4 protein-coding genes and 1 pseudogene are annotated in these 4,227 nt (G+C 73.5%); 1 reads left to right on the plus strand and 4 read right to left on the minus strand.

The genetic code is table 11. The features are described from left to right. The 3 genes from G3I40_RS44360 to G3I40_RS44370 all read right to left on the minus strand — a co-directional run. A partial coding sequence (locus tag G3I40_RS44360) for a glycosyltransferase family 2 protein (RefSeq protein ID WP_343245218.1) occupies window positions 1–1,458 on the minus strand: 1,458 nt, incomplete at its 3' end. Window positions 1,459–1,506: 48 nt separating this feature from the next. After that, on the minus strand, window positions 1,507–2,634 hold the full coding sequence (locus G3I40_RS44365) for a glycosyltransferase 87 family protein (RefSeq protein ID WP_239092312.1): 1,128 nt from the start codon (window positions 2,632–2,634) through the stop codon (window positions 1,507–1,509). Between the two features lie 139 nt (window positions 2,635–2,773). After that, the gene (locus G3I40_RS44370) at window positions 2,774–3,241 is read right to left on the minus strand and encodes a MarR family transcriptional regulator (protein ID WP_164560451.1); all 468 of its coding nucleotides are present in this window, start codon (window positions 3,239–3,241) and stop codon (window positions 2,774–2,776) included. Between the two features lie 120 nt (window positions 3,242–3,361). Here G3I40_RS44370 and G3I40_RS44375 point away from each other — a divergent pair, with 120 nt between their 5' ends. Further along, window positions 3,362–3,775 carry an organic hydroperoxide resistance protein gene (locus G3I40_RS44375; RefSeq protein WP_164560452.1) on the plus strand — a complete coding sequence of 138 codons (414 nt, stop codon included), beginning with the start codon at window positions 3,362–3,364 and terminating at the stop codon, window positions 3,773–3,775. A 29-nt stretch (window positions 3,776–3,804) separates the two neighbouring features. Here the strand turns inward: G3I40_RS44375 and G3I40_RS44380 are convergent. Further along, window positions 3,805–4,227 (minus strand): annotated as a pseudogene (locus tag G3I40_RS44380) (hypothetical protein); the annotation flags it as partial.

A 4,227-nucleotide genomic window follows, 5' to 3' on the forward strand; every position in this document is an offset into this window, starting at 1 on the left:
GTGTGCGGTGGCGTCGCGCCGGCTGCCGTCGGCGAAGTGCAGGCGCAGGCGGATGTCGCAGGTGCCGGGGCGGCCGAGCGCGGACAGGTCGAGCGAGGTCGTCGCCGTCCACAGGTCGTCCTCGGGCTGGGCGGTGAACGCGGCCGTGCGGTACTGCAGGACCGTGCCGCGCCGCCGGTCGACGAGTTCGACGTCCACGGTGCGCGGTCCCGCGTCGGCGACCCGTCCGTACAGCTCGTGCAGCAGGAGGGTGAGCCGGGTGCCGCGGGCGCCGGGGCGCAGCTCGCCGTCGACGGCCACCGGCAGCAGGCTCATCGGGCGGTGCAGCAGGTGCTCCAGGGAGACCTGGGGCAGGTCGGCGGACCAGGCGGGCGTGCCGTCGGGGGTGCGGGCGTACGGGGGGAGCAGCCGGGCCGGGCGGGCCGCCACCTCCTTGACGCGGGGCAGGTCGCGGGGGACCGGTGACGCGAGGACCAGGCGGCCGACGACGCGGCCCGGAGCGGGCGCCGCCTCGAAGTCGGCGGCGTCGAAGGTCTCCAGGTAGGCGCGCGTGCGGGTCCACCACTCGGTGCGGTACTCGGGTCCGCGCAGGTCGAGTTCGCGCGCGTACATCCGCAGGGAGTGGTCGAGGAAGGCGGAGCGGGCGGCCCGGGCGAGCCGCTTCTGGGAGGCGTCGAGGAGGATGTCGACCGACTGGCGGTGGGCGTCGAGGCGGGCCTGCCAGTTGTCGATGCGGCCCCGGTCCAGGGAGAGGGAGAGCTTCTGGGCGGTGCGGCGCACGTGCCATACGTAGACGGGTGCGGGGACGAGCGCGAGGCGCGGGCCCGCGGCGAGCATCCGCGCGGTGAACACGAAGTCCTCGTAGACGAATGGGCCCTCGGGGAAGCGGATCGCGTGCGTGCGCAGGAAGTCCGTGCGGTACAGCTTGTTCACGCACAGGGTGTCCTGGACGAGGCGCGGGCGCCGGGTCGGGTGGGCGACCACGGCCGCCTTCGCGTAGAGCTCGGGGTGCCAGGGGACCTCGCACCCGGACGGGAGTTCGCGCCGCACGCACAGCCCGGAGGCGACCTGTGCGTCGTGCTGCACGGCCGCGTCGAGCAGCACGTCGACGGCGCCGGGCGGCAGCACGTCGTCGCTGTCGAGGAACATCAGGTACGTGCCGCGGGCGCGGTCGATCCCGTCGTTGCGGGGGGTGCCGCAGCCGCCGCTGTTGGTCGCGCGGTGCACGACCGTCAGCCGCGGCTCCCGGGCGGCGAGCGCGTCGAGCAGGGCGCCGCTGCCGTCCGTGGAGCAGTCGTCCACCGCGATCACCTCGTGCACGGCGGGCCCCTGCGCGAGCGCCGAGCGCACGGCGTCGCCGACGTGGGCCGCGTCGTCGTAGCCGATGACGATCACGCTGACGGAGGCCGTCGGGGCCTCGGAGACAGGGGGAGACGGGCGGGGCTCGATGGGATCCACAGGGTGAATCTTAGGGGTTTCCGGTAATTGTCCGGTAAGAGGGAGTTTTTACTCTTTCGTAGCCCTCCAGAGGGAACGGAAGGAGAGCAGGACCCCTCCGAGGAGAAGGGCGTTGCGCACGGCCATCACCGCCACGCCGAGCCACGTCCCGGCCATCACGTCCGCGTACAGGACGGGGTACGCGAGCGCGCTCACGCCGGCCGCCGCGAGCACCAGGAGCGCGACCGGGCGCTGGCTCGTGTACCGGGAGGTGAGGCAGACCGCGGACAGGCCCAGCAGCCAGATCAGGTACTGCGGGCTGATCACGCGGCTGGTGACGGTGAACATCAGCACGGCGCACAGCGCGGCGTCGTAGGGCGTCGCCACCGAGTACTGGCGCGCCCGCACCCGCCACCACAGCAGTACGCCGAAGGCGGCAGCCGTCAGTGCCAGGCAGGCGCCCGCGACGACGCCGACGTACGGGCCGACGTACTCCATCGCCCCGTACTGGTACCGGACCCGGCCCGGCCAGCCGAACCGGGCCGCGACCGCGAGCGCCGTCCCGCCGAGCGACTCGATCTGCACGCCGCGCCCGCTCTGCCCGCTCAGGAAGGAGAACGGGGAGCGGAAGGCGAGGGCCAGGGTCACGAGCAGGGCGGCCGCGGCCGCGAGCGCCGATCCCCACGCCTGCCGCGTCGTCCGTCCGCGGGGTGCGCCGAGGAGCGTCAGCGCGGGCCAGACCTTCACGAGGGCGCCGAGCGCGGCGAGGGTGCCGGACAGGCGGGGCGCGGCCTGCAGCGTGAGCAGCGCGAGGACGGCGAGCGCGGTGACCTGGACGTCGTAGCGGGCGAGCGGGATGTGCAGCAGGAGGGGGAGCCCCGCCGTCCAGAGCCAGGCGCCGCGCGGGTCGCGGTCGCCGCGCACCAGGACGTACGTGACCAGCGCGTCGGCGGCGAGGGTGAGCGCCACGAACCCCTGGAAGTACGTGAGTCCGGGCAGTGCGCCGGGGGCGAGCAGGAGCGGGCCCGCGCCCGGCGGGTACTGCCACATCGGGTCGTCGGCCGGGAAGGCGCCGTGCGCGAGGGTCGCGTACCAGTGCGCGTAGAGCCCGTGCACCTCGCGGGCGACGCCGCCGACGCCGATCGGGTGCGCGTCGTCGCGGAGCAGCAGGAGCAGCATCGCGGCGCGGGTGAGCAGCCAGGTGACGGGGAGGGCGGCGCGGGAGAGCCGGCTCGGGCGGACCCAGGTGGCGAGGACCGGGGTCAGGGCGGTGGGGCGTTCTTGTGTGTCGACTGTCACGATTCGGGAGCGTATGTCCCGAATCGCGATTCCGCGCTCAACTCAGCGCCGAGCGGTCCAATGCCTCGGTCAGCCGGTTCAGCCGCTCGCGCAGGTCCTCGATCTCGGACAGCTCGAAGCCGGTGGCCTTCCCGATCCTGCGCGGGACCTCGGCCGCGGCCTTCTTCAACTCGGCCCCCGCGTCCGTGAGCGTCACGGTCACCGAGCGCTCGTCCCGCGCGCTGCGCTCCCGGCGCACCAGGCCGTTCGCCTCCAGGCGCTTGAGGAGCGGGGAGAGGGTGCCGGAGTCCAGGCGCAGGCGCTCGCCGAGCCGCTTCACCGCGAGTCCCTCGTCCTTCGGTGCCTCCCAGAGCGCCAGCATGACCAGGTACTGGGGGTAGGTGAGGTTCAGGTCCTTGAGGAGCGTGCGGTAGACGCCGCCGAACGCGCGCGAGGCCGCGTTCAGGGAGAAGCAGATCTGCCGGTCCAGGCGCAGGAAGTCCTCGTCGTCCTTGGTGCTCGTCATGGCTCCAGGGTAGCCGACGGCGCGATTTAGTTGTGCGCAATTGAATTGCGTGCTCTACTTGAGGGCGTAAGGACTTGTGGTCGCAAGGACACCGCACGCTTCCCGAGAAGGAGATCCCTCATGGACGCCCTCTACACCGCCGTCGCCACCGCCACCCACGGCCGCGACGGACGCGCCGTCTCCTCCGACGGCAAGATCGACCTCCAGCTCGGCATCCCCGCGTCGATGGGCGGGAACGACCAGGGCACGAACCCGGAGCAGCTGTTCGCCGCCGGATACGCGGCCTGCTTCGGCAGCGCGCTCGGGGTCGTCGGCCGCGCGGCCAAGGTGGACGTCACCGACGCCGCCGTGACCGCCGAGGTCTCCATCGGCAAGCAGGGCGAGGGATTCGGCCTCGCCGTCGTGCTCCGCGTCGAACTGCCCGACACGGTCGACGCCGAGACGGGCCGCAAGCTGGTCGAGCAGGCCCACCAGGTGTGCCCGTACTCGAACGCGACCCGGGGCAACATCGAGGTGGACCTCGTCATCGAGTAGGCGAGTGGCCGTACGGCCCCGTACCGGGATCAACCCGTCCTCGGTGAGCCCCCGTTGACCCGTGCGAGCACCTCGCCGGTCCGGGGGCTCCACGCCACCATCACCGCCTCCGCGGGGAGCCTGCGGCTCTTGTCGAGCAGCAGCCAGTGCACGCCGTAGCGCTGCGCGATGGCCATGCGCTCCGAGCGCGTCGAGCCGGGGGAGAGGTACGCGCGCACGGCCGTCAGGCGGCGCCGGCGCTCCTGCTCGTCCAGGGCCGGGTCCGGCCACGGCGGGGCGACCAGGTTCGGGCCGAAGCCGGGCAGCGAGCGGGCCGCCCGGGAGTCGTCCGTCAGGACCACGTCGCCGGGCGGGACGTGCTGCGCCGCCCACGTGTACGTCGGCCACATCAGGGGCTGCGGCAGACCCCACGGCACCACCGCCCCGCCCTGCACCGTCAGGAAGCCGAGCGC

Source organism: Streptomyces sp. SID14478 (genome assembly GCF_010548525.1).
Classification (GTDB): Bacteria; Actinomycetota; Actinomycetes; order Streptomycetales; family Streptomycetaceae; genus Streptomyces.

Excerpts from the sequence above, each read along its gene's own strand:
- G3I40_RS44370 (WP_164560451.1), bottom strand. The coding sequence starts at position 3,241 with ATGACGAGCACCAAGGACGACGAGGACTTCCTGCGCCTGGACCGGCAG.
- G3I40_RS44375 (WP_164560452.1), top strand. The coding sequence starts at position 3,362 with ATGGACGCCCTCTACACCGCCGTCGCCACCGCCACCCACGGCCGCGAC.